Source organism: Nocardioides terrae (assembly GCF_900112345.1).
In the GTDB taxonomy this organism is placed as follows: Bacteria; Actinomycetota; Actinomycetes; order Propionibacteriales; family Nocardioidaceae; genus Nocardioides; species Nocardioides terrae.
The window spans coordinates 22452-44733 of record NZ_FOLB01000015.1; the positions used below are offsets into that span (position 1 = coordinate 22452).

A 22282-nucleotide genomic window follows, 5' to 3' on the forward strand; every position below is an offset into this window, starting at 1 on the left:
AAGGGTGGTCAGGATGCGAGCTCGTAGCCGGCTTCATCGATGGCGGCGCTGATCGCGGCGTGGTCGATCGGGTGGGTGCTGGTGATGACGACGTCGCCGGTGGGCAGGTCGACGGCCACGTCGGTGACGCCGTCGATGGCGCCGACCTCGCGCTGGACGGCGGCGACGCAGTGGCCGCAGGTCATGCCGACGACCCGATAGGTCCGGCTGGTGGTCGGGATGTTGGTGCTCATGTGCTTCTCCTTCGATGTGTCGGTGTGTTGTCTGTTGCGGGGCGTGGAGGTGGTGCTTGCTGGGTGCTCCCAGCGTCGGTGCCGGGCGGTGCGCCCGGCACCGGGAGAATCGCCGGGATCAGTGGCCGTGTCCGTGGCCGTGTCCGTAGCCGGCTGCTGCGGCGGCGGCCCGGTCGTGGGCGGGCAGCAGGGCGGTCGGCGCCAGCAGCGCCACGAGCCCGATCGCGACGGCGAGGTAGGCGTCGTGGGTGCCGGTGATGATCCCCGCCCGGGTGGTGAGGTCGCCGGCGACCGCGGTCAGAGCGGCGACGCCGAGGGCGGCACCGATCTCGTGGCCGGTCATCATCAGTCCCGAGGCCACGCCGGACTGCTTCTGCGGGACATCGCTCATCGCGGCGACCGAGATGGCGACGAACATCGGGCCGACGCCGAGGCCGAGTAGCGCGAAGCCCGGCAGCACGTCGGTGAGGTAGCTGGGGTCGGTGTCGATGGAGGCGAGCACCAGCGCACCTGCCGCGGACATGACCAGTCCGGCGGTGATGAGCTTCTTCGCTCCGGCGTGCGGCAGGACCTTCGAGGCGACGGCGGCGCTGAGGGTGATGAACGCGGCGAGCGGCAGGAACTCCAGGCCGGCGACCAGGGGGGAGGCGCCGAGGACCTGCTGGAGGTAGAGCGAGCTGAGGAAGATCACGCCGACCACGGCGCCGGTGACCCCGGCCATGACGACCGAGGCGGAGATCAGCGACCGGATCCGCCACGTGGCGGGCGGGACGATCGGATCGGCGACCTTGCGCTCGTTCACCGTAAACGCAGCGAGCAGCACGGCGGCGGCCGTGGCGGCGACCAGGGTCTGCGGTGCGGTCCAGCCGTGGCTGGTGATGGACTCGACGGCGTAGACGAAGGCGACCAGGCCGGCGACCAGGGTGAGTGCGCCGGAGATGTCGAGCCGCCGGCCGCCGGTGCCGGGCATGGCGGGCACCTTCCGGAGGACACCAGCGAGGACGGCGGCGCCGACGGGGACGTTGATGAAGAAGACCGCGCGCCAGTCGAAGACGGTGGTCAGGATGCCGCCGAAGAGCACGCCGGCGGCGATGCCCATGCTGGCGACCGTGCCCCATAGCCCGAGGGCGGTGGCGCGCTGCCGGCCGGCGTACGTCGTCATGACGATCGACATCGCGGCGGGGGTGAGCATCGCGGCTCCGGCGCCCTGGGCACCGCGGGAGAGGATCAGCGCCAGAGGCGCGGCGGCGAGCCCCGACGCGAGCGAGCCGGCGGTGAAGACCGCGAGGCCGGTCAGGAACATGCGGCGGCGGTCGAAGAGGTCGGCCATCCGGCCGCCAAGCAGCAGGAAGCCGCCGCTGAGGAGGACGTAGGCGCTGACCGCCCACTGGTAGTCCGTGGAGGTGAGGTGCAGGTCGGTCGCGATGCTGGGCAGGGCGACGTTCACGACGCTGACGTCGAGAACGACCATCACCTGCGCGGCGAGCATCAGGGCCAGCACGGCCCACGGCTTGCGCGGCCCGTCGCCTTCTTGGGCTGCCGCGCTGTGCCCGTGGCTGTGCCCATGGCTGTCGCCGTGGCTGTGGCCATGGGCCGCCGGTGGGTGGAGCTCGGTGGGTCCGGTGGCCTCGGTGGACTTCGTGGACATCGTCTTCTCCTTCAAGCGGATGGGGCCGGGCTGGCGGTGGTGCCAGTGATGTCTCTGAGCGTTGTCGCGACCGGCGCTCCTCGCGCTGGCGAAATCGCCGGGATCCGGGTGCCAGGCGTCGGAGTCCTGGTGCGGCGCGCCGCAGACGGGGTCCCCGACACCCCGGGCGTTGCGTTGGAGCCACCCGTCAGCGCCTCCGGTGCCGCGCGCGAAGCGCGCCGGCAACCGCAGGGGATCAACGTGGCGGTGTCGGCCCGGCGGTGTCCGCCCGGCGGCGTCGGCGGCCCTCCGGAACCCGGCGATTCACCCGGTGTGAACGGCCCGGCTGCGTCCATAGCGTCCTGGCATCGGGACGGGGCAGCTCGTTCCAGCGGCTCTGCCCGCGACCCGCGTCAAGCCGACACGACCGATCGACACGGAGGAGACGACCGTGACCACTCGCAGCACCCGGCACGACTGCCAACGGCCGGCGACGCCGTTCGACCATGACGCCCTCGACGTGCTTGTCATCGGCGCCGGCCAGGCCGGCCTCGCCATCGGCTACCACCTGCGACGGGCGGGCTTGCGGTTCCTCATCGTCGACGCCGCGACCGAGCTCGGCGCCTCGTGGCGCAACCGCTGGGACTCGCTGCGGCTGTTCACTCCCGCCCGGTACGACGGGCTGCCCGGCATGGCGTTCCCAACGCCGGCGGACACGTACCCGACCCGCACGCAGGTCGCCGACTATCTGACGGCGTACGCCGCCCGGTTCAGCCTGCCGGTGTTGCTCGGCACCCCTGTCACCCGGCTCGAGCGCGTCCACCGCAACGGCGGGAACGGGGACGGATTCATCGCTTACACGCCCCAGGGCCAGCTGCACACGCGCCAGGTCGTGGTCGCGACCGGACCGTTCCAGACCCCGGTCACTCCGGCGGTCAGCGCCGGTCTCGGCACGGACGTGGTGCAGCTGCACAGCGCCGAGTACCGCAACCCAGCGCAGATCCGGCCCGGCCGGGTCGTGGTCGTCGGCGGCGGGAACTCCGGCCGCCAGATCGCGCTCGAGCTCGCGCACAACCGCACCGGCGACCACTCCGACGACTCTGCCGTCACACTCGCGCTCGGGACCAAGGAACTCGAGCTTCCGCAACGCATCCTCGGCCGCGATCTGTTCTGGTGGCTCACTAAGACCCGACTCCTCGCCAAGACCGCCGACTCCCGCCTCGCGCGCCGAATGCGCACGCGAGGCGACCTGGTCATCGGCAGCCCGATGAAGCACCTCCGCGCGGCCGGCGTCGACATCCGCCCCCGCCTCACCGCCACCGAGGGCGACACCGTGACGTTCGCCGACGACACCCAAACTCGCCCAACCACCATCATCTGGGCGACCGGGTTCCGGTCGGACTACTCCTGGATCGACATCCAGGGAGCCGTCACCGACACCGGCGCCGCCCACAACCGCGGCATCAGTCCGGTCTCCGGTTTGTGCTTCATCGGACTGGCGTGGCAGCACAGCCGCGGTTCGGCGCTGCTCGGCTTCGTCAAGGACGACGCCGCGTCGCTTGCCGAGCACATCACTGCCCGGGCTGCTGACACGACTACCGCTCGGGACAGCGCCGGCGCCACGGACCCGTCAGCCGAGGAGGCGTGATGGACGGCGGCATCTACCCGGCCTACCCGATCGACCAGCAGGGTCCGGAGACCTCCGAGCGCCTGTTCGAGGCGATCGAGCAGTTGAAGACCGAAGCGATCACTGCCGGGTCGCGAAGTGGGTCTTCGACCCCGGGGACGCATTCCGCGTGAATCCCAGGCGCAACCGGACGACACCCTCGCGCGGATCAACCGGGTCGCCGCGGAGAACGCGGCCGCCGTCGTGACGTTCCTGCCGACTGGCATGGCGAGCATCGGCGTCCCGGTCGAAATTGACCGCGCCGTCTCGGAGGGCAAGCACGTCATCCTGTTTTCGGACATCAAGGCATCGTGGGTGCTCACGTACGCGCCGTCGGCCGTCGCCCGCTACCACTCCTGGAACGTCGACGACGTCGCCGACGCGGTCGCCTGGCTCGACCGGCAACAAACCGACCTTCAGCCACCGGCGCCTAACGGATCGCTCCACGGCGCGCCGCGGCCGTGGTCGGGCCGTCCCGATCTCCTTCCGTCTCGCGATCTCCCGCGCGGCCATCTCCCGTCCGACCACCTCCCTGCGCGGTGATCCCGGTGATCTCGCCGGTGCGAGCCAAGCCCTCCGGACGAAACGGTGAAGGCACCACAGTCCGAGCCCACGACTATTCCTCCACCAGGTGAGAGCCATGACCAGCACCGCCACCATCAGCCCGACCACCAGCCCCACTAGCGTCGCGACGGCCAGCAGCCCGACGAGTGCTCCGACGACCGCCCGAGCCAGCCTCCCGCCGGCCGAGAACCGGCGGCGAACCATCGGGCTCGGTCTGCTGATCTCCGCACAGTTCGTCGTCATGCTCGACACCTCAATCGTGAACGTCGCCCTGCCCTCGATCCAGGCCGACATGTCGTTGAGTGCCACAGGGCTTAGCTGGATCGTGAACGCCTACGTGCTCACCTTCGGTGGCCTGCTGTTGCTCTTCGGCCGCGTCGCGGACCTGCTCGGCCGGCGCCGCATGTTCATCGCTGGATCGGCGGCGTTCACCCTCGGCACCCTGATGGCGGCGACTGCGGTCAACGAATGGATGCTCGTCGCCGGTCGCGTCATCCAAGGCGCCGGCGCCGCCGCTCTCAGCCCGGCTGCGATGTCGCTGCTCATGCTCAACTTCCCCGGCGAGCAGCGCGCTCGCGCCATGAGCCTGTGGGGCGCGTCCTCCGCCGTCGGAGGGGCCACCGGGGTGTTCGCTGGAGGACTGCTGACCGGCACGTTCGGCTGGTCTTCGGTGTTCCTCGTGACTGTGCCCGCCTCTGTCAGCGCGGTCGTCCTGGCTCGCCGCGTCCTTGATGACACCGCTCGGGGCGCCCGCCGCCGATTCGATGCCGCCGGCGCGATCACCATCACGGGAACGGTCGTCGCGCTGGTCCACGGTGGGCTCGGTGCCGCCGACCACAGCCTGACCGCATCGAGCGTTCTCGTCGCGCTCGGCGCGGCCGCAGTCCTGCTGGTCGCCTTCATTGCGATCGAGCGCCACGCGACCGACCCATTGGTTCCGCTCGGCCTGTTCCGCTCCCCGGTGTTGACGACTGGCGTCGCCCTCGCCGTTCTCGGGGGCGCCGCGCGGGCCTCGACGTTCGTGCTGATCGCCCTGTACCTCCAGAAGGCACTCGCCCTGTCGCCGGAGCACGCCGGTCTCGCGATGGTGCCGACCTCCGTGATGGGATTCGTCGTCAACCTCACCGTGCTGCCGCGGGTGCTCCGGGCGATCGGCCCACGGCGCAGCATGGTCGCCGGCCTCGGCATCCTCGCGGTCGGCCACCTGTGGATGGCATACGGACCCACCGGGCTCGGGTACCCGGTTGCGGTCCTGCCCGGACTGTTGCTCGTCGCGACCGGTGTCGCGCTCAGCTTCACGCCGACCACGATGGTCATCGCCTCCGCCGCCCCCGAAACCCTCACCGGTCTGGCGTCGGGTCTCGCCGGTTCCGCAACCCAGGTCGGTGCTGCCCTGGGCACCGCCACCTTCACGGCCATCGCGCTCTCGGCAGGCCACAATCTCACCGCAGGATTCACCGCTGCGTTTACCGCCGCCGCGGCGGTCGCCCTCGCGACCGCGGCCCTCGCCCTCACCATCGTGCGCCGCTGACAGGACTGGTCCCGAACCCAAGTGACGCCCACCGTTCCCCCACATCACCACCCCGGCCTCGGACAACTCTGAAGGAAGGAATCACCTCCGTGCCCCACCTCGAAGCCATCACCATCCATGCCCGCCGGCCCGTTGAGCTGGCCCGGTTCTGGTCCGCCGCGCTCGGACTGCCCGTCGACCCCGCCGACGCGACCGCCATTGCCGCCGGAACGCTCGCCGATCATGAGTCGGTCCTGCTCGGACTGCGCGACGGCCTCCACGTGTGGGTCAGCCCGGCTGGAGACCTGGCCGAGCCCGTGGGCCGGGTACACCTCGACGTGCGGCTCGATGACGAGTTCGGGCCTCAAGATCTGATCGAACTGGGCGCCACCTTGGTCTGGAACGAGCCGCAGGGCCGGTGGTCGGTCTACACCGACCCCGAGGGGAACCGGTTCTGCGCCGTCCCGGCAACCGGGAAGCCCTGCCCGGCGCAGCGTCTCTAGTCGCACGGCCGGCCCCCTCACGTTCAATGAGGTAAAGAGCTACGGCTGGGCAAGCCCCACGTCGAGTCCAGTGGCAGCATGCCGACCATCGGAGGTGACACGTCATGACCGCACACCAGCCTGTGCCCGACCCGGCCCGTTCGCGCTTGTCATCGACCTCGAGCCAGAGGGATTTGCGTACCCCGATGCTCGCTGGGGCCGCGGTCGGTGTGCTGCAGGCGTTGACGCCGTTCGCGTTCTGGTGGCTACCAGCAGCGACGGTGTACGGCATGGGCGTGGCGGTCATCGCCGCGATCTACATCGGGTTCAGCGTCGCTGACGGTCGGCCGAAGGTGATCGCGGTCGAATCCGTCGTGGCGGGCGGGTTCCTCGTCGTCGCGGCAGCCGGAGTGACCGGCACGGCGTGGCTCCTCGTCGCGGGTCTTGTGGCCCACGGGTTGAAGGACTACTGGCAGCACCGGACCCAGTTCGTTGCGAACACCCGCTGGTGGCCGCCGTTCTGCGCGGTCGTCGACGTGGTCGTTGCCGGCACTGTTGCGGTCGCGATCCTGACCGGCATCGACGTCAGCAGCTGACAGCCCGGCCCGTCGCGCCGGCGGGACTGCCGTGGCCCCCACGCCGCGCAAAGCCGGAACCGGTCAGATGTCCCCGTTGAGTTGGGCATGCAGCCCGACGAGGTCGCCGAGTACCCAGGCGCTGGTGAGTTGACCGCGGCCGATCGTGAAGAAGGCTCCGCCTGCATAGGCGAACCGGCGCCCTGAAGCTGGCACACCAGCCAACGTCCCGTCGTGTGTGCCGGTGTACAGCAGGCGGGCGGCAGCCCGCTCCTGGCCCTCCTCGACGACCGGGTCCACGAGAAGCGCGACGACTTCGTTGTGGAAGTCGCTAGACCCGGCGCGAATGAGGTCGCGGTAGCGGCGCCATTCGTCACGCCCTCGGGTCTGGGTGCCCAGTGAGCCCCGGAACGCGAAGTCGGGCGCTAGGACGCTGTCCACGGCGCGGTCGTCCCACCTGTTCCACAAGTCGGTGTAGAAGGCCGTCACCAGCATTGCGGCCGTGCCGAAGACGGGACTCGAAGGGGATGTATGGTCGTTCATCGCTTGCCTCGCTGACCTGTATGCCGCTGCCCGCCGATCGGGCCGGTCTCAATGTGGTGAGACACACTCCGCTCAGCGGTGGGCATGCTGAGTGTTTGGTGTGGTTGTGCTGATGGAGGTGCGCGGCCGAGCGCTAAGGGCAGAAAGGCTGTCTCGGGTTCCCGGCACAGTTCAGCGGTACAACGGAGCCGCTGGCTGGCGGTCAACCGACCGCCAGCCAGCGGTGCTCCTGTAAGGAAGGGAGCGGGAAGTCCGGCGCCCAGCGGCCGAACCTCGGACCTTCTACTGCTCGTAGGCGAGCACGACCTGCGGTAGCGGGTGGGTCACGCCGTCCAGTGTCCACGTGTCGATCGTGGTGGCGGTGTAGATCACAGCCGCCTTGCCGCTGGCGGGGTCCTCAGCGACCTCGAACAAGTCAAGCAGCTCGCGGTCGCTGGTGCACTCCTCCCCGCTGAGGCAGACCTTGCCGACGTGGTTCGGGGCGTTGCTGACGAGCCCGTTCGACCAGACGCCGCCCTTGAGTTGCGCGTCGTAGACGTTCCAGACGGCGTTGGCGTCGTCGATCGAGGCGGCGGTCGAGCCGTAGTAGACAACGTCGACCTTGCCGTTCCGTGCGGCGACGGATGGCATCACGGACGTGTTCAGCTGAGCGGCCGACACCTTCAGTGGCGTGCTCCACTTGTCGCCCTTGTCGGACGAGGAGCTGGCCCAGATTCCATGCTGGTCGCTCCAGGCTGTCCACAGCACCCCGGTCGCGGGATCGACGGCGAGCGTGGGCCAGAAGTTCGACAGATTGGTAAACCGGGGCGCGTGGTACACGAGTTGGGCCGTCCACGACTTCCCGCCGTCGGTCGAGCGGGAGACGTAGACATTGTTGTAGTCGTCCTCGCTCGTCCCCTTCTGGACGCTGGCCTCCCCGGCCATGAAGACCTGGTAGACGTCGCCGCTCTGCGGGTCGGCCACGATCGGCCCCAGCCGGTTGTCCGCCATTGCGTCGCCGGTCGCCTGGCCCTGACCCAGGATCGGACTGGCCACCTTCCTCCACGTCCGACCGTCATCGGTCGAGCGCCAAACCCGGATCGACTGGCTCTCTGCGGCGTCATGGTAGGACAGCCAGGCGCTCGTCCCGTTCGTCGTGATCCACGGGCGGTCAGCACCGGCCACGTCGATCGGGATGACCGTGCACTCGGATGGCCCCGATGCCCCCGCCGGGCAGCGCGTCACGGAGATGCCGAACTGCGCCGAATCGAGCGGCGCGTGACCGCCGAGCACGCCACGGTTGACGGTGGTGTCGAGGTCGGCCAGCAAGACCGTCCCTGCCGTTGTCACCTCCACGTCCCCGTCGCCGTCGCCGACGGTGGTCCGGCCGGCTCCGTTGCTCGGCAGGAACGTGTCCATTGCACCGAAGTACGCCGGCGGCTTCTCTCCGAAGTGACCCTTCCAGAGGTTCACCTGGACCGACATCTGGCCGAGTCCGTCGACCACCATCACGTTTTCTGGTCCGCCGAAGGCGATCGCCGGCTCGCTGTTGCCCGACTGCCCTGCATGTGGCCCGGTTGTCGCGCCCGGTAGCAGGGGGAACGCCGCTGGGGAGGTCGGCGAGAGCAACGTCGTGTTCGTGAAAGTGGGTGCGATGGGTCCGGCGGTTGGTGCGACCTGGGCTCTGGCCCCGGTCGGCAGTGCTGCGAGCGCGGACATCGCCAGTCCGGCTACCAAGTGATGGATGTTCAATTCGGCTTTCCTTTCGAGCGCTCGTCGGTGCGGGGACGCTCTGCCTCGCGCACGACGGCGTTGGAATTGAGATGTGGGCTACGAAGCACAACGGGCAAGGGAACTGGGCATCTGGTCATCGCCAGCACCGCCCGAGGTACCGGTGGTAATCGTCGCGACGTTCGCGAGTGCGCAACAGCGGCAAGATGCGGCCCAGAACTTGAAGCAGTTGTGTCCAATCGCCGACGAGCCGGGAGCGGATGTTGCAGGCACGTTGTGCTACGTGCGAGCCACACGCCCGAAGTTGAGAGCGGGTCGAAGGGGCATGCGACGGCCGACCACAATGGGACCCGGCCAAATCACCGGCGCGATCACTCCTTGCCGGATCCGACGATGGCACTCCACTGCACTTGCGCTGCTCTAGGAGGCTGCCATGCACACAACGCTTCACGCCGCCATCGCTCGACACGAGCTCCGGCGGCGCGATCACCCAGCCGATGACCGGCGAAGCCGCCGACGGCTCGGCTTGACGATTGGTCCGGCCGCTTGCGTGCTGGCCGTCGGTGGTCATGAATGAACGAGGCTCAGCGCGGTGGAACGTGTTATCCCTCGTCCCGCTCGCCACTGCGCGGCGGTGCGCCTTGAGCCCGGCGCCGCACGGCGCACGGCCGAGCCGGCGGCTGAGTCCGAAACTTGTGGAATCAGAGCAACGAATTGGCGGTAGACCCTTCGGTGCTGATCAACACGACGACAGACTCCGCCTCCACCCCAAGCAATTCCCGCCGATCACAAGACGCGAGGGCTTGGCGAACACCAGCGAGAGTCGAGGCACCACAGGGGCCGACGTCCTGCCCCAGATCGGCGAGGTCAGCGACGGCTCGGCGACACGCCTCGTCGGACACGCTGACTGCCGAGTCGATCCCGGCGGCCAGTGTCGGCCAGGCCAGCGTGGACGGCGTCCCGCAGTTCATGCCTGCCATGACGGTGAAGTCGGTCTTGACGGTCGTGAGTTCACCGGCCAGGAGCGACTCTGCCAGGCAAGCAGCAACGTCGGGCTCGACGCTCAAGAGCGAGGGCGTGGCGTCCCCAGAGCGGTAATGATCGACCATCGCATGTGCGAAGGCCCCGACGCCTACCGGACAGGCGACCAGAGCAGGAGCCGGAAGACCCCGCTCGGAGAGCGTCTCATCCACCTCTTGGAACAGCGTGGTGTAGCCATCGACGATCCAACGCGGAACGTCGACGTAGCCCTCCCACGACGTGTCCTGGACGAGAACGTCGACATCGCTCTCCTCGGTGGAACGTGCCGCGAACAGCACTGCGTCGTCGTAGTCCGCAGACAGCAGAATCAGCTCGGCGCCCTCCCCACGAATGGCCTCGATAGCCGCGTGGCCGACACCGCTGGGCACGTAGACCCGCGCGGCCAGACCCAACATCGCCGCGACCCGCGCGACCGCCCTCCCGTGATTGCCGTCGGTCGCCGTCACCAGCACGGGGCGCCTCTCGGGTGCGACCTCGGTTCCGATGTGATCCTTCAGCGCGCCGACGCTGATCGTTTCGACGTCCAGCTCGAAGGACTCGGCGAGCGCGCGGCACGTCGCCCAAGAAGCACCGAGGATCTTGAAGGCCGGAAGCCCCAAGCGGTGCGACTCGTCCTTCAACAGGACGTGCCCCACACCGAGCTCGGCGGCCAGTGAGGGCAACGACGTCAACGGCGTCGACCGGTAGCCGGGCAATGCCTGGTGGAACTTGCGTGCAGATCGCGGCGGTGGGGTCCGCCACTCACGCGCCGAAGGATTCACATACCAGCGAGGCGACGACATGGCCTCATGATGCTCGATCCAACCTTGAAGAGAAAGCGACACTTCCGTGACACTTCTATCCACAACTGCTTCACTATTGGCGAGCGGAGACTCAGACCGTGGAGCCGCGCTGTGGTCCGCTGTGAGACGAGGAGACCGATGATCAACATCACGAGACTCAAGGTGCTCCGCGAACTGCACCGTCGAGGCACGCTTTCGGCCGTCGCCGAACACCTGTGTTACAGCACATCGGCCGTCTCGCAGCAGATCCGCCAACTCGAGCGCGAAGTGGGGGTCTCCCTGGTCGAACCAGTCGGGCGCCGGCTGCACCTCACGCCGCAGGGCATCATCCTCGTCGAGCATGCGGCCCGAATACTCGACCTCGTGGAGCAGGCTGAGGCCGACATCTCAAGGTCTTTCGAAGAGCCACGTGGGGTGCTACGACTCGCCGCGTTCCAATCGGCCGCGATGACGCTAGTTCCCCGAGCCGTTGCGATCCTCCGCGAGCTACATCCGGAGCTGACGGTGGAGTTCCGACAAGGTGAACCGGAACAGACACTCCCGGCGCTCCAGGCGGCCGACCTCGACCTCGTGATCGCCGAGGCCTACCCGGGGCTTCCCGTTCCCGCCACCCCCGGCATCGCCTTCGACCACCTACTCGACGATCCGCTATGGCTGGCGATGGACGAGGCGACGTTCGCGTCGGTCGACCCCGGACGCAACGTCATCGCCCAGCTGGCCTCGGCCGGATGGGCCGTGGAGGCTGCGGACTCCGTGCCCCGTACGTGGGTCGTCAACCAGTGCCGCCAGCACGGGTTCGAGCCACGGATCGTGTGCTCGTCAGAGGACCTGGCGGTGCAGTTGCGTTTCGTTGAGGCCGGCCTGGCGGTCGCAGTCCTGCCGCGCCTCGCACTCGATCTGGCGACCTCGAGTCTCCGGACGCTGCCAGCCTCGTCGGAGATGGAGAGCCGCCAGGTTCTCCTGGCCTACCGCGAAGCCGCGCGCAACCGCACCGCCGTCGTGGCGATGAGGTCGGCGCTCGAGCAGGCGGCCGCTACGTTCGCATCGGGCTGATCCACTCCGGACACGGCCGCTGGTCGCCACCAGCACGGCAACGTGCCGAGGCGGGCCGTCGGCACGCTTCTCCTTCACGGTTCCAGCCGATTTCCCTCGCTTTTCGCGGTACACCTCGTCGCCCGAGACTCGTGGCGGCCACGGGCGTCCCCGTGGCGAAGACGACGAAGGAGATCACGATCCATGCCCACGCTGGCGAACCGAGACGGCGTCCACGTCCTGCACCTCGGCGACGATGAGAACCGCCTCTCTCCAGACTGGATCCGGTCCGTCGACGCTGCGCTCGACGAGGTCGTCGAATCGCCCGCTCCATTGGTGACGATCGGAGGAGACAAGTTCTACTCCACCGGCCTGGACTTCGAGCTGGTGCAGGGGAACCCGGACGAGCACCCCGCGCACACCAGACGCATCGAGGCGCTGCTGGCGCGTGTGCTCACGCTTCCGGTGCCGACCGTGGCGGCCGTTTCCGGACACGCCTTCGGCGCGGGCGCCATGCTGGCCGCCTCGCACGACTGGCGGGTGATGCGAGCAGACCGCGGCTACTTCTGCCTCCCGGAGGTCGACCTCGGCGTCGCGTTCTCGGCGGGTATGGTTGCCCTGCTCCAGGCCAAGCTGACGCCGCGTACCGCCGTCGCCGTGATGACCACCGGGCAGCGCTTCACGGGAACGGCGGCCCTCGCCGCGGGAATCGTCGACGACATCGCACCGGCGGCGGACCTGCTCGGAACAGCGGTGGCTCGGGTGAGGTCGCTCGTAGGCAAGGACCCCGAGGCCCTGGGCACGATCAAGGCGACGATGTACGCCGCAGTCGTGGAGCGGCTCGCCGCCGAGACGACTTTCGACCGAGCGGGCTAGGGCGAGCGACGTCGACCGGCTCGGCGCCCTCGTCCGCGCCGGGTCAGCTCCCCGCGGACGGGCTGTGGGCGCCGAGGGCCGGCGTTGCGTCGAGGAGCTCCCGCGTGTACTGATGGCTCGGATCCTGGACCACCCGCAGGGAGGGCCCCTCTTCGACGATCCGCCCCTGGTGCATGACGATCAGCCGGTCGCAGAATGCCGCCGCGGTCGGCAGGTCGTGGGTGATCATCAATACGGCGTTGCCGCGACGGCGTGAGGCGTCGAGCATGTGAAGCACGCCGGCGCGGACCGAGACGTCGAGCATCGACACAGGTTCGTCCGCGATCACCACGTCGGGGTTGACGATCAGCGCGGCCGCGACGCACACACGCTGCCGCTGACCGCCGGACAGCTCGTGCGGGCGGCGCCCCTCGAAGTCCTCTGCGGGCGACAAGCCGACCTGCTCGAGCGCCTCGCGAACCCGGCTGCGTCGCTCCTGTTTGGACCGGCCCATCTTGTGAACGATGAGCGGCTCCTCGACGAGGCGAAGAACACTCAGGTGGGGGTCCAGAGCCTCGAACGGGTCCTGCATCACGAGCTGGAGAGCGCGGCGGGCGTGCCGTGCCCGTTTGCCTCGGAGCGCGGTGAGGTCGGTGTCGCCGAGTGAGATCTCACCGGATGTCACCGACGCGAGGCCCATGATCGCGTTGGCGATCGAGGACTTCCCCGAGCCCGACTCGCCGACGATGCCGACGAACTCTCCCCGGTCGAGCCGCAGGTTCACGCCGTCGACGGCGCGAGTCTTGGCCCCGCCCCGCCGCGCGGGGTAGTCGATCACCAAGTCCCTGATGTTGAGTCCCAGTGGCCTCATGCCAGATGGCCTTTCGTCTGCCTCGCGAAGCAACCGACGTGGTGGTCGACTCCGATCTGATCGAGCGTGGGGACACGGTCGGCGCAATCCCCAAAACGCTCCGGACAACGCGGTTCGAACGGGCAACCCTCGTGCGCCAGCGCAAGGCTGGGCGGAGCGCCAGGAATCGAGACCACGTCGTCCTTCCGCATGCCGATGTCGGCAGTCGCCGCGAGCAACAGCCGCGTGTAGGGATGGCCTGCCCGGGTCGAAATCGTGTCCCGCCCCGCGTGTTCGACGGCTCGGCCCGCGTACATGACCATGAGCCGGTCGCAGAAGCGAGCCGCGAGCGCGAGGTGATGGGACACGAGGATGACGGACAGCTGGCCGTCTGCACATAAGGAGTCGAGCACCTCCATGACGCGTGCCTGGACGATGGTGTCCAGCGCCGTGGTCGGCTCGTCGGCGAGGAGCAGCTTCGGCTCGGGCGCAAGGGCAAGAGCGATCGCGACGCGCTGACGCATACCGCCGGAGAGCTCGTGAGGGTAGGCACGCGCCACACGAGGCGGCAGACCGACCCTCTCTAGGAGGTCGTGGACACGCGCACGTGCCCGACGCGCGTCCGTGCGAACCTCGGGACGGAGCCCCTCCATCATCTGCCGGCCCACGCGGTAGACCGGGTTGAGGGTGTTCATGCTGCTCTGCAGCACGACCCCGACGTCCCGTCCGCGCGCGGTGGCGAGGCGCTCCCCGCGTGGGGATGCTCCCCCGAGCAGGTCGACGCCGTCCAGCCGGATCGAGCCCGATACCGCAGCGCGAGCCGGGAGGAGTCCGACGAGCGACAGCAGCGTCGTCGACTTTCCGCAGCCGGACTCCCCGACGACACCGAGCCGTTCCCCTCGTCCGACGGTGAACGAGACGTCGCGCACGATGTGGACCCGGGGAGCTCCGGCGGCCGCAGGCAGCCAGACGTTGAGGTCGCGCACCTCTAGGAGCGTTTCACTGGCCATCGCTGCGGATGACCTCCAATCTGCCGGCGAAGATGTGCGACTCGGGCACGCGTGCGCTCCCGACGTCCTCGAGCGACATCGCGACGAGGCTGCACGCGAGCACCATCAGCGCGATACAGGCGCCTGGAGGGACGAAGGCCCACCACGCTCCCGCGCTGGATGCCGCGCGGTTGAACGCGTTCGCGATCAACGTGCCCCAAGAGGTCGTGGACACGCTCTCGAGGCCCAGAAACGCGAGTGCGGCCTCGAAGAAGATTGCCGAAGCGAGGACGATCACCGAGTTGGCGACCAGGAGGCCGCGCACCCGCGGGAAGACGTGGTGCCAGATGACTCTCAGGTGGCTCGCGCCGAGCGCCTTCGCGCGGCGGACGAAGGCGCGCTCCCGGGTCGAGAGGACTTGTGACCGCATCACGCGCGCCGTCGGGGTCCATGAGAGCAGGCCGATGATCAGGATCGCGTGGCCGACGCTCGGCCCCCACAAGGCCGCGACCACGATCATCAGCGGCAAGATCGGCACGACTAGGAAGACATCGGTCAGCCGCATGAGCACCGCGTCGACCCGCCCGCCGAAATAGCCCGCCACCACCCCGACGACTCCACCGAGGGCCACGGCGATGACCGTCGAGGCGAGGCCGACGAGCATGCTGACGCGCGTCCCGACCAGGACCAGGCCGAGCATGTCCGCACCGCTGTCGTCCAGCCCCAGGAGGTGGTCTGCTGAAGGTCGTCCGAAGACCGGCCCGACCTGCTGCTGGACGGACGAGGGCGCGATCACGTCCGCGAGAACGGCCAGGAGGCCGAACGCGGCGATGATCACCACCCCCGCCGTGGCTGCCTTCTGGTCACGGACACGGAGGCCGATGCCCCTCCTGTGGGCGGGGCTCACCGTCGCCGCCGTCACGACCGCACCCGCGGGTCGAGATAGCTGTACGCGGCGTCGACGACGAGGTTGCTCAGCACGACGACGACCGTCAGGAGGAGGAACGCCCCCTGCAGCATCGGGTAGTCGCGGGCGTTGACCGCGTTGTAGATCGACTCACCCAGACCCGGCCAGGAAAACACGCTCTCCACCAGGATGACACCGGCCACCAGCGTCCCGATGGTCAGCCCGACAAGCGTGACCAACGGGAGCAGCGCGTTGCGCAGGGCATGGCGACGCAGGATCAGTCGGTTGCTCAGTCCACGCGCCTTCGCGGCCAGGATGTATCCCTCCGACAGCGTCTCGACGAGCGATGTCCGCAGCACGATCATGAAGGCTCCGTAAACGATCAGGGCATAGGTGAGGCACGGCAGGACCATGTGCTGCACCCGGTCGACCAGCTGCGCCTGCAAGCCCGCGCCGGCGAGGAAGGGATCGGAGATGCCGCCGGCCGGCAGGTGACCGCGCGCGGCGTACAGCAGCACCATCCCCAACCACTGGCCCGGGATCGCGAACATGGTCAGCGCAACGGCGCGCAGCGCATGGTCACTGGCCGAACCGCGGCGCCACGCGGCGTAGACCCCGGTGAGGACCGCCAGCGCCAGCGCGAGCAGGAGACCTGGAACCACCATGGTCACCGTGTTGACGAGCGCCGTCCACAGGTTGGCGGCCACCGGCTGACGGTTGCCGAACGAGATTCCGAGATTGCCGTGAGCCAGCTGCAGGAGATAGGCCTTGAGCTGCGCGGCGGTGGACTGGTCCAGACCGAACTGGCGTTCCAGCGAGCGTCGAAGCTCAGGCGACGCGTTGGGCACCAGTCCGAGGTTGGCTGCGTTCCCCGGTGCCAGACGGAAGAGGAAGAAGTTCCCCACGGCGACTGCCACGGTGACCAAGGCCCCGACCGCCAACCGCCGCCCGAGCACGGCGGTCGTCCTGACGAGTGACGTGCTCATCCGATCGTGGCCTGCTCGATCCAGGTCTTGGACATGTAGTTCACGACCACGAGCGGCGAGCTGGTCATCTCGGGGAGGTTGCCGATACTGCGTGCGACGCTGATCGCGTTCGCCACGTAGAGCGGGATGACCGGCTTCTCATGGGCGAAGCGAAGCTGGGCCTGCTGCACGGTCTTGACGCGCTCCGCCCCAGTCTGCGTGCTCTGTCGGGCGAACAACTCGTCATAGTCCCGGTCGCAGTAAGCCGCGAGGTTGTTGCCCCCGAGCTGCGAGCACGTCCACGAGAACAGGTAGCCGGAAGGGTCATAACCGAACGCGTAGTCGGTGATCATCATGTCCCAGTTGCGGTAGTGGTTCTCGGGCCCGTAGATCGCCTGCAGGAAGGTCGGGAAGTCGGAGGATCGAGCATCCACCTTGATGCCGATCGCGGCGAGCTGCTTGACCACCTCGGTAACCACTCGAGGCGCGCCGGTCGCGACCGACGGAAAGAGCAGCTTGTACGACATCGGCCGACCGTTCACGGTCCGGATGCCGTCCGCTCCTCGCGCGAATCCCATCGAGTCGAGGAGAGCGTTGGCGCTGGCGAGATCGAAGGGAGTGGCCGCCACTGCAGGGTTGTTCCACTGCTTGAGAGCGGGAGGCACCATCGTCCCCGTGGTCATCCCTGACCCGTCGGCCACCACGTCGATGAGGGACTTCTTGTCGATCGCCAGATCGATGGCCTGACGCACGCGGAGATCCTTCAGCTCGGAGTGCTCGTCCTGGAACGAGCTGGAGTTGAAACCGAGGACGTCGGTGTCCAGTCCCGCGACGTTGTTGACCGTCAGCGACTTGTCATCCTTCAGTTGCGAAACGGCTGTGGGAGGGACTTCGTAGGCGACGTCGAGCTCGTGGGAGCGCAGAGCGCTGAGCATCGCGTCGTTGCTGGTGAAGAACTGGAATCCGAAGCCCTTCAGCTTCGGCGCCGGCCCGTAATACCCCTTGTAGGTGGCGAAGTTCGCGAACTGGTTCTCCGTGTACTGGGTCAGCTTGAACGGGCCTGCGCTGACCGGCGACGCATTGGCGAAGCTCGCCAGCTGCTCGCCCCTCCCGGCCGCCATGGGTTCCCAGATGTGCTCGGGCAGGATGGGGAGCGAGGCGAGGCCGTCCTGAGCAGTGGCCGTAGGCGTGCTGTACTCGACGGTCAGGGTCGTGGGAGTGGGCGCCGAGGCCTTCACGATGTTGGTGACGTACGGAGCGAATGTAGCGGCCGCGCCGTCCTTGAGCCTCACGAACGTGTTGATCGTCCAGGCCGCGTCGGCAGCGGTGAGCGGTTTACCGTCGGACCACTTGGCGCCATCGTGTGTCGTGAACGTCAAGGTCTTCCCGCCATCGGCCACTGCGGTCGTCTTCGCGAAGTCCCCCACGATGTTCTGCGACTGGTCGTACTGGAGCAAGTAGGGGTAGATCACGCGGAACGTCGCAGTGGCGAAGCCGTTGTGGCCGACGAACGGGTTCAGGGAGTCGATCTTGGACGAGGCGTCACCGATGCGCAGGACACCAGCGCCTCCGCCGTTCGAGCTTGAACCATCGCTTCCGCAACCCGCTAAGAGGACGACGGAGAGCGATGCACTCGTAAGCGCGACTCCGAGGCGCTTGGTGAGGCGCGGCGCGTGGTGACGTGACTTCAGCATGAGAGACCTTTCGAGGTGGAGTAGCCGAATCCTGTTCACCGGTGAGGTCTGAAGAAAAGCGGCAATGTTCGGCCTCAACCGTGAAGCGAACACGGACGAAGCGCACGCGGCCGTCGCTCCGTCGCTGCGGAGCCGACCATCCGCTTCTGCTTCAACCTCTTGCCCGCGGTCTGTCGCTTTTCTTCGTGCCGCAGTCGCGGCCACGATGGAGGACGAGTCGCACCACCGCCTGACATCGCAGACAGGCACGACCACGCTCGACGGTCAGCCGCGCGCCGCCACGCTGGTGGGCGTGGTCGGGCGAGCTCCACGGGCCGGCACGCGGCCCGTGTTGATCCCACTCCCGAACGGATACGTAAATGTCGACCTTTGACCCTGCCCCGGACGGTCATCTTGCGGTGACCAGCACCAGTGACACGAGCACCGCAGCTGACGCGATCGACCTCGAAGGCTATCGGGTCGCAACCGTCGCGGGTGGACGGACCGTCGAGTACCTCGTCGAGGGCGACCCCGATGGGTTCCCACTGGTGTTTCACCACGGCACGCCCGGCGCGGCGGTGCCCTACGCCTACCTGTCGGACGTCGCCCGGGAGCGCGGGCTCGCACTCGTCGTCGCGAGTCGACCGGGGTACGGGACCTCCGATGCATACCCGGGTCGACGGGTCGCCGATATCGCCACGGACGTCGCCGGCGTCCTGGACGATCTCGGTTGCGACGACTTCATCACGCTCGGGTGGTCTGGTGGCGGCCCCCATGCCCTGGCCTGCGCGGCAGCATTTCCCCAGCGGTGCCGCGCAGCCGCAGTCGGCGCTGGGGTGGCACCGTTCCACGCGACCGGGCTGGAGTTCTTCGATGGGATGGGCGCGGAGAACATCGTCGAATACAAGGCCGCGATCGCCGGGCGCGGAGAGCTCGACCCGCTCCTCGAGGAGGAGGCCGCCAAGTTCCGAGCCGTTTCGGCCGAGAGCGTCGCCGAAAGCTTGGGCGATCTTGCCTCGCCTCCGGACAGAGCCTATGCGACCGGCGACTTCGCCTCGCGTCTTCTTGCCTCGATCAACCGGGGCGTCGCCCGCGGGATCGAGGGATGGGTGGAGGACGACCTCGCCTTCACGCGCGAGTGGGGCATCGAGCTCCGCGACATCTCCGTTCCCGTGTCGATCTGGCACGGAACAGCCGACTGGACGGTCCCGTTCGCCCACGGTCAGTGGCTGGCCGCCCATGTGGCCGGCGCGGTCGCGCACCTGTACGACGACGAGGGCCACCTCTCGCTGTGGAGCCAGGTCGCGGTCATCTTCGATGACCTGATCCGTCAGGCGGGCCTCTGATCACGTGCGTCAAACCGCAGCCAAGACCTCAAGCCTCCGGGTCACGAGCGAGAAGCGATCCATCAGTGCTGCGTGAGGCCGTGATCGTCGAGGCGATCCGCACTCCCATCGGCAGCCGCAACGGCTCGCTGGCCGAGATCCACCCCGTGGACCTGACGGCGATCGTGCTGCGCGAGCTGTCGACGAGGACCCGGATCGACCCCGCCGACGTCGACGACGTCGTCGGGGGCTGCGTCACGCAGCTCGGCGATCAGTCCGGCAACGTCGGCCGTTTCGGCGTCCTGGCCGCCGGCTGGCCCCACACCGTTCCCGCGGTCACCTTCAACCGCGCCTGCGGGTCCAGCCAGCAGGTGATCGACCAGGCCGCACACGCGGTGATGTCCGGCGCCTTCGACCTGGTGGTGGCGGGGGTGTCAAGTCGATGAGCCGCGTCCCCCTCGGTGCCGCCAGATCCAGCGGTCTGCCGTACGGACAGACGGTCCTCGACCGGTTGGGCGTCGCTGAGCGGTCGAAGCAGTCGATTCCGGCGCGTTCGATGGTCAGCTCGTCCCCGTGCTGCTCGCAGACGGCAGCTCCTTCTCGATGGACCAGGGTCTTCGGCGCGGCGCGACGGTCGAGACCTTGTCGGCCCTCCAGCCAACCTTCCGCGCGGACGGCGCGATCCATGCCGGCGACGCGATGATCTCGTACGCGAACCGCAGCGAGGCGGCGAGAGGTTCGTCATGACGCTGAGCGCCTTCGACATCTTCTCGATCGGCATCGGGCCCTCGTCCTCCCACACCGTCGGCCCAATGAAGGCGGCGAAGCGCTTCGTGGATGTCCTGGACGAACGGCGGCTTCTCGAGCAGGTCGCCCGTGTCAGGGCAGAGCTCCTCGGCTCCCTGGGCGCCACCGGCCGCGGGCACGGGTCGCCGAAGGCCGTCCTGCTCGGCCTCGCGGGTGAGGATCCGGCCACCGTCGAGGTCGAGGACGTGGATCGACGGGTGAGCACGGTCGCTGCCACAGGCGACCTGCTCCTCGGCGGTCGGCACGCGATCCGGTTCGACCCCGGCCGGGACATTGTGCTGGAGGGACGGCGCGCGCTCCCGGAGCACCCCAACGGGATGCGGTTCACGGCGTACGCCGAGGACGGCGTGCTGCTCCAAGAGCGCACCTACTTCTCCGTCGGTGGGGGATTTGTTCTCGATCCCGCCGAGGCCGGACGGCTGGAGGCAGATCCCGACCGGGTCGAGGTCCCCTTCCCCTTCTCGACCGCCTCCGAGCTCCTCGAGATCTGCACGACGCAGGGATGGCAGATCAGCGATGTGATGCTCGCGAACGAGCGCGCCTGGCGCTCGGATTCCGACATTCGGGCCGGCCTGCTCGAGATCTGGCACGCGATGGAGTCCTGCGTGCGGGCCGGGTGCCGGCGTGACGACGACACCGAGCTTCCGGGCGGACTCCGGGTGCGTCGGCGGGCGCCGGCCCTCCATCAGAAGCTCACGACGAGCGATCATCCCCCGGACCCGGACGACCCGATGCGCGTGCTCGACTGGGTCAACCTCTTCGCGCTCGCCGTCAACGAGGAGAACGCCTCCGGGGGCCGTGTGGTCACGGCTCCGACGAACGGGGCCGCCGGGATCGTGCCGGCGGTTCTCCACTACTACATGCGCTTCGTCCCCGGCGCGGACGAGGACGGCGTCGTCAGGTTCCTCCTCACCGCCGCAGCGATCGGGATCCTCTTCAAGCTCAACGCATCGATCTCGGGCGCGGAGGTCGGGTGCCAGGGTGAGGTCGGGTCCGCCTGTGCCATGGCCGCGGGCGCCCTGTGCGAGCTGCTCGGAGGCTCGCCCGCCCAGGTGGAGAATGCTGCGGAGATCGGCGTCGAGCACCATCTGGGGCTGACGTGCGACCCGATCGGCGGCCTGGTGCAGATCCCCTGCATCGAGCGCAACGCGATCGCGTCGGTCAAGGCGATCAACGCCGCTCGCCTCGCGACGCATGGCGACGGCTCGCACCGGGTCAGCCTCGACGAGGTCATCAGGACCGTCCGCGACACCGGCAGGGACATGGACGCGAAGTACAAGGAGACCTCACGCGGGGGTCTGGCCGTCAACGTCGTCGAGTGCTGAGGCGCGCCTCACCGGAGATAGAGGTGCACGACGTCGATCTCGTCACGAAGGAGGCGCACTTCTTCGACGGTCGGCCGCGCCGTCTCGGTGACGGTCGCCGCGACCCGGATCGGTCCGCCGGTGGCAGCTCGCACCTACTCGACCGTGTGGCCGGGTGCACCTCGGCGATCTCGAACTCGCCGAACTTGTCCGGACGCCGAAGGACCGCCAGCGGTGTGATCACCTCGACACGCCGTGGCCGCTCGGGACCATGCGCACGTCCTCGCTGGCAACGCGGACCGGGCTGGGGGACGTGCAGAAGTCCAGCTCCGCCGGGAGCGAGTCAGGGTCGTGCCGCCTGAGGACGATGCACTCACGCGCCGTTGCGCATGACTTCCGCCGCGCCGCCAGACCCGGGCAGACGAACGGTCGGGCGACCCCAGTCGCCGATGACGCTCGTGTTGAGGCCGCGTAGCGGTCCCCCTGCGCAGCTCCACGAAGCCGACGTCGATGTTTCCACCCTGGAGGACGTACCCGAACAGGGCCGGCATCGAGATCACCGCAGCGGCACCCGACACCAGCACCGAGTCCGCCACCCCTTCGGCGCGAGTCTCCAACTCCGGGTTCGTCGTGCGGCGGGCAAGGTCGACCGCAAGCGTGGGGAGGCCGACGCCGGCGAAAGACACGACGTGTATCCGCGAGCTGCCGAGCGGCCACGCAGGTCAGAAACTCCGTGCTCGACGGAAGCACATCCGCGAACGGGCGCACCTCTGTGGTCATCAGGCGTCAGCCGCGTGCACGGCGTCCTTCCCGCGTTCGGTCGCCGGCCCTGCCCGGCAGCG

The 22282-nt window shown here is 68.7% G+C and carries 22 protein-coding genes and 1 pseudogene; 12 read left to right on the forward strand and 11 right to left on the reverse strand.

All coding sequences use genetic code 11. The features are described 5' to 3' along the window. Nucleotides 1-8: 8 nt before the first annotated feature. Together BM236_RS16855 and BM236_RS16860 are read right to left on the reverse strand one after the other, a co-directional pair. Nucleotides 9-233 (reverse strand): heavy-metal-associated domain-containing protein, encoded by a 225-nt coding sequence (locus tag BM236_RS16855; protein ID WP_091126232.1) that lies wholly within the window; start codon nt 231-233, stop codon nt 9-11. Between the two features lie 118 nt (nt 234-351). Continuing rightward, entirely contained in the window at nt 352-1881 is a 1530-nt protein-coding gene (locus tag BM236_RS16860) for an MFS transporter (RefSeq protein ID WP_091126235.1), read from the reverse strand. 430 nt (nt 1882-2311) lie between these two features. Here BM236_RS16860 and BM236_RS16865 point away from each other — a divergent pair, with 430 nt between their 5' ends. From BM236_RS16865 to BM236_RS16885, 6 genes are all read left to right on the forward strand, one after another. Next, the gene (locus BM236_RS16865) at nt 2312-3508 is read left to right on the forward strand and encodes a flavin-containing monooxygenase (protein WP_091126237.1); all 1197 of its coding nucleotides are present in this window, start codon (nt 2312-2314) and stop codon (nt 3506-3508) included. Beyond that, a complete protein-coding gene (locus tag BM236_RS19100; protein ID WP_175507723.1) occupies nt 3508-3660 on the forward strand; it encodes a hypothetical protein in 153 nt (50 codons plus the stop codon). Before BM236_RS16865 ends, BM236_RS19100 begins: the two co-directional genes overlap by 1 nt. Then, nucleotides 3626-4069: a hypothetical protein gene (locus BM236_RS16870; protein ID WP_139230142.1), complete on the forward strand. Its 444-nt coding sequence runs from the start codon at nt 3626-3628 to the stop codon at nt 4067-4069. The genes BM236_RS19100 and BM236_RS16870 overlap by 35 nt, the downstream gene beginning before the upstream one ends. A 97-nt stretch (nt 4070-4166) precedes the next feature. Next, a complete protein-coding gene (locus BM236_RS16875) occupies nt 4167-5621 on the forward strand; it encodes an MFS transporter (RefSeq protein ID WP_091126242.1) in 1455 nt (484 codons plus the stop codon). An 89-nt stretch (nt 5622-5710) separates the two neighbouring features. Further along, complete coding sequence (locus BM236_RS16880) at nt 5711-6103, forward strand: VOC family protein (protein ID WP_091126244.1); 393 nt, start codon at nt 5711-5713, stop codon at nt 6101-6103. A gap of 104 nt (nt 6104-6207) precedes the next feature. Then, on the forward strand, nt 6208-6678 hold the full coding sequence (locus BM236_RS16885; RefSeq protein ID WP_139230143.1) for a hypothetical protein: 471 nt from the start codon (nt 6208-6210) through the stop codon (nt 6676-6678). A 63-nt stretch (nt 6679-6741) separates the two neighbouring features. Here the strand turns inward: BM236_RS16885 and BM236_RS16890 are convergent, their stop codons facing one another. From BM236_RS16890 to BM236_RS16900, 3 genes are all read right to left on the reverse strand, one after another. After that, the gene (locus tag BM236_RS16890; RefSeq protein WP_175507724.1) at nt 6742-7146 is read right to left on the reverse strand and encodes an ester cyclase; all 405 of its coding nucleotides are present in this window, start codon (nt 7144-7146) and stop codon (nt 6742-6744) included. A 336-nt stretch (nt 7147-7482) separates the two neighbouring features. After that, nucleotides 7483-8898, reverse strand: a complete 1416-nt coding sequence (locus BM236_RS16895; protein ID WP_139230144.1) for a sialidase family protein — start codon at nt 8896-8898, stop codon at nt 7483-7485. A 713-nt stretch (nt 8899-9611) separates the two neighbouring features. Beyond that, nucleotides 9612-10733: a diaminopropionate ammonia-lyase gene (locus BM236_RS16900; RefSeq protein WP_091126255.1), complete on the reverse strand. Its 1122-nt coding sequence runs from the start codon at nt 10731-10733 to the stop codon at nt 9612-9614. Nucleotides 10734-10871: 138 nt separating this feature from the next. On the opposite strand from BM236_RS16900, the gene BM236_RS16905 reads away from it, so the two are divergent. Continuing rightward, entirely contained in the window at nt 10872-11786 is a 915-nt protein-coding gene (locus BM236_RS16905; RefSeq protein WP_091126256.1) for a LysR family transcriptional regulator, read from the forward strand. Between the two features lie 183 nt (nt 11787-11969). Next, nucleotides 11970-12641 carry an enoyl-CoA hydratase-related protein gene (locus tag BM236_RS16910; protein WP_091126259.1) on the forward strand — a complete coding sequence of 224 codons (672 nt, stop codon included), beginning with the start codon at nt 11970-11972 and terminating at the stop codon, nt 12639-12641. A 43-nt stretch (nt 12642-12684) separates the two neighbouring features. Here BM236_RS16910 and BM236_RS16915 read toward each other — a convergent pair whose 3' ends face one another. From BM236_RS16915 to BM236_RS16935, 5 genes are all read right to left on the reverse strand, one after another. Continuing rightward, nucleotides 12685-13524, reverse strand: a complete 840-nt coding sequence (locus BM236_RS16915) for an ABC transporter ATP-binding protein (RefSeq protein ID WP_139230145.1) — start codon at nt 13522-13524, stop codon at nt 12685-12687. After that, a complete protein-coding gene (locus BM236_RS16920; RefSeq protein WP_175507725.1) occupies nt 13488-14456 on the reverse strand; it encodes an ABC transporter ATP-binding protein in 969 nt (322 codons plus the stop codon). Before BM236_RS16920 ends, BM236_RS16915 begins: the two co-directional genes overlap by 37 nt. 13 nt (nt 14457-14469) lie before the next feature. After that, nucleotides 14470-15159, reverse strand: coding sequence for an ABC transporter permease (locus BM236_RS16925; RefSeq protein WP_245750397.1), 690 nt, complete (start codon nt 15157-15159; stop codon nt 14470-14472). A 218-nt stretch (nt 15160-15377) separates the two neighbouring features. Continuing rightward, nucleotides 15378-16352, reverse strand: a complete 975-nt coding sequence (locus BM236_RS16930; protein WP_091126267.1) for an ABC transporter permease — start codon at nt 16350-16352, stop codon at nt 15378-15380. Beyond that, nucleotides 16349-18025 carry an ABC transporter substrate-binding protein gene (locus BM236_RS16935; protein ID WP_091126269.1) on the reverse strand — a complete coding sequence of 559 codons (1677 nt, stop codon included), beginning with the start codon at nt 18023-18025 and terminating at the stop codon, nt 16349-16351. The genes BM236_RS16930 and BM236_RS16935 overlap by 4 nt, the downstream gene beginning before the upstream one ends. A gap of 359 nt (nt 18026-18384) precedes the next feature. Here BM236_RS16935 and BM236_RS16940 point away from each other — a divergent pair, with 359 nt between their 5' ends. The 4 genes and pseudogenes from BM236_RS16940 to BM236_RS16950 all read left to right on the forward strand — a co-directional run bounded on the left by BM236_RS16940 (nt 18385) and on the right by BM236_RS16950 (nt 21461). Further along, entirely contained in the window at nt 18385-19350 is a 966-nt protein-coding gene (locus tag BM236_RS16940) for an alpha/beta fold hydrolase (RefSeq protein WP_091126271.1), read from the forward strand. A gap of 65 nt (nt 19351-19415) precedes the next feature. Next, on the forward strand, nt 19416-19775 hold the full coding sequence (locus tag BM236_RS19265) for a thiolase family protein (RefSeq protein ID WP_217645389.1): 360 nt from the start codon (nt 19416-19418) through the stop codon (nt 19773-19775). 91 nt (nt 19776-19866) lie between these two features. Then, nucleotides 19867-20076: pseudogene (locus BM236_RS19270) on the forward strand (thiolase family protein); the annotation flags it as partial. Further along, nucleotides 20073-21461, forward strand: coding sequence for an L-serine ammonia-lyase (locus tag BM236_RS16950; protein ID WP_091126273.1), 1389 nt, complete (start codon nt 20073-20075; stop codon nt 21459-21461). The pseudogene BM236_RS19270 and the gene BM236_RS16950, both read left to right, overlap by 4 nt. 8 nt (nt 21462-21469) lie before the next feature. On the opposite strand, the gene BM236_RS19540 is transcribed toward BM236_RS16950, so the two are convergent. Next, entirely contained in the window at nt 21470-21595 is a 126-nt protein-coding gene (locus BM236_RS19540) for a hypothetical protein (RefSeq protein ID WP_281247691.1), read from the reverse strand. Nucleotides 21596-22282: the final 687 nt, after the last annotated feature.

Bases quoted from the DNA above. Each gene is read 5' to 3' on its own strand.
- BM236_RS16950 (WP_091126273.1), top strand. From the start codon at position 20,073: ATGACGCTGAGCGCCTTCGACATCTTCTCGATCGGCATCGGGCCCTCG.
- BM236_RS16860 (WP_091126235.1), bottom strand. From the start codon at position 1,881: ATGTCCACGAAGTCCACCGAGGCCACCGGACCCACCGAGCTCCACCCA.
- BM236_RS16900 (WP_091126255.1), bottom strand. From the start codon at position 10,733: ATGTCGTCGCCTCGCTGGTATGTGAATCCTTCGGCGCGTGAGTGGCGG.
- BM236_RS16925 (WP_245750397.1), bottom strand. From the start codon at position 15,159: ATGCTCGGCCTGGTCCTGGTCGGGACGCGCGTCAGCATGCTCGTCGGC.
- BM236_RS16885 (WP_139230143.1), top strand. From the start codon at position 6,208: ATGACCGCACACCAGCCTGTGCCCGACCCGGCCCGTTCGCGCTTGTCA.
- BM236_RS16895 (WP_139230144.1), bottom strand. From the start codon at position 8,898: ATGTCCGCGCTCGCAGCACTGCCGACCGGGGCCAGAGCCCAGGTCGCA.
- BM236_RS16930 (WP_091126267.1), bottom strand. From the start codon at position 16,352: ATGAGCACGTCACTCGTCAGGACGACCGCCGTGCTCGGGCGGCGGTTG.
- BM236_RS16935 (WP_091126269.1), bottom strand. From the start codon at position 18,025: ATGCTGAAGTCACGTCACCACGCGCCGCGCCTCACCAAGCGCCTCGGA.
- BM236_RS16905 (WP_091126256.1), top strand. From the start codon at position 10,872: ATGATCAACATCACGAGACTCAAGGTGCTCCGCGAACTGCACCGTCGA.
- BM236_RS16940 (WP_091126271.1), top strand. From the start codon at position 18,385: ATGTCGACCTTTGACCCTGCCCCGGACGGTCATCTTGCGGTGACCAGC.
- BM236_RS19100 (WP_175507723.1), top strand. From the start codon at position 3,508: ATGGACGGCGGCATCTACCCGGCCTACCCGATCGACCAGCAGGGTCCG.
- BM236_RS16875 (WP_091126242.1), top strand. From the start codon at position 4,167: ATGACCAGCACCGCCACCATCAGCCCGACCACCAGCCCCACTAGCGTC.
- BM236_RS16855 (WP_091126232.1), bottom strand. From the start codon at position 233: ATGAGCACCAACATCCCGACCACCAGCCGGACCTATCGGGTCGTCGGC.
- BM236_RS16910 (WP_091126259.1), top strand. From the start codon at position 11,970: ATGCCCACGCTGGCGAACCGAGACGGCGTCCACGTCCTGCACCTCGGC.